Genomic DNA, 797 nt, shown 5'->3' with positions numbered 1-797 from the left:
AGGACGAACTGTTTGCCAGCGCAGCCACGCGGCTCGAACAGCTGCTGGCCGAAGGCGTCTGCGCCATCGAGATCAAGTCCGGCTACGGCCTGGCTTTGGCGCACGAGCGCAAGCAGCTGCGCGTGGCCCGCCGGCTCGGCCAGGCCTATGGCGTGACGGTGCGCACCACCTTTCTCGGCGCCCATGCGCTGCCGCCCGAATACGCAGGCCGCAGCAGCGACTACACCGACCTGGTGTGCCAAGAGATGCTGCCCGCGCTGGCTGCCGAAGGCCTGGTCGACGCGGTCGACGTGTTCTGCGAGCGCATCGCCTTCACGCTGGCCGAGACCGAGCGCGTGTTCCAGGCCGCCAAGGCCCTGGGCATTGCGGTCAAGCTGCACGCCGAGCAGCTGTCCGACATGGGCGGCGCGCAACTCGCGGCGCGCTACGGCGCGCTGTCGTGCGACCACATCGAGCATTTGTCTGACGAAGGCATTGCCGCGATGAAGCAGGCCGGCACCGTGGCCGTGCTGCTGCCCGGCGCCTACTACACGCTGCGCGACACGCAGCTGCCGCCTATTACAGCCTTGCGCGCTGCCGGCGTGCCCATGGCCGTGTCGACCGACCACAACCCCGGCACTTCGCCGGCACTCAGTCTGCTGCTCATGGCGAACATGGCCTGCACGCTGTTCCGCCTGACGGTGCCCGAGGCGCTGGCCGGCATCACCACGCATGCCGCGCGCGCGCTGGGCCTGCAGGATTCGCACGGCATGATCGCGGCCGGCCGGCCCGCCAACTTCGTGCTCTGGCCGTTCGCT

At 69.6% G+C, this 797-nt stretch carries 1 protein-coding gene; it reads left to right on the top strand.

Translation table 11 applies throughout. The features are described from left to right. Positions 1 to 797: imidazolonepropionase (gene hutI, locus QZH66_RS17415; protein ID WP_305807096.1), on the top strand; the 797-nt coding region annotated here is incomplete at both ends.

Origin of the sequence: Stenotrophomonas sp. YIM B06876 (assembly GCF_030711595.1) — a bacterium.
Taxonomy (GTDB): domain Bacteria; phylum Pseudomonadota; class Gammaproteobacteria; order Xanthomonadales; family Xanthomonadaceae; genus Stenotrophomonas.
The sequence above is the reverse complement of the archived record's forward strand: the minus strand, read 5'-3'. Positions and strand labels throughout refer to the sequence as shown.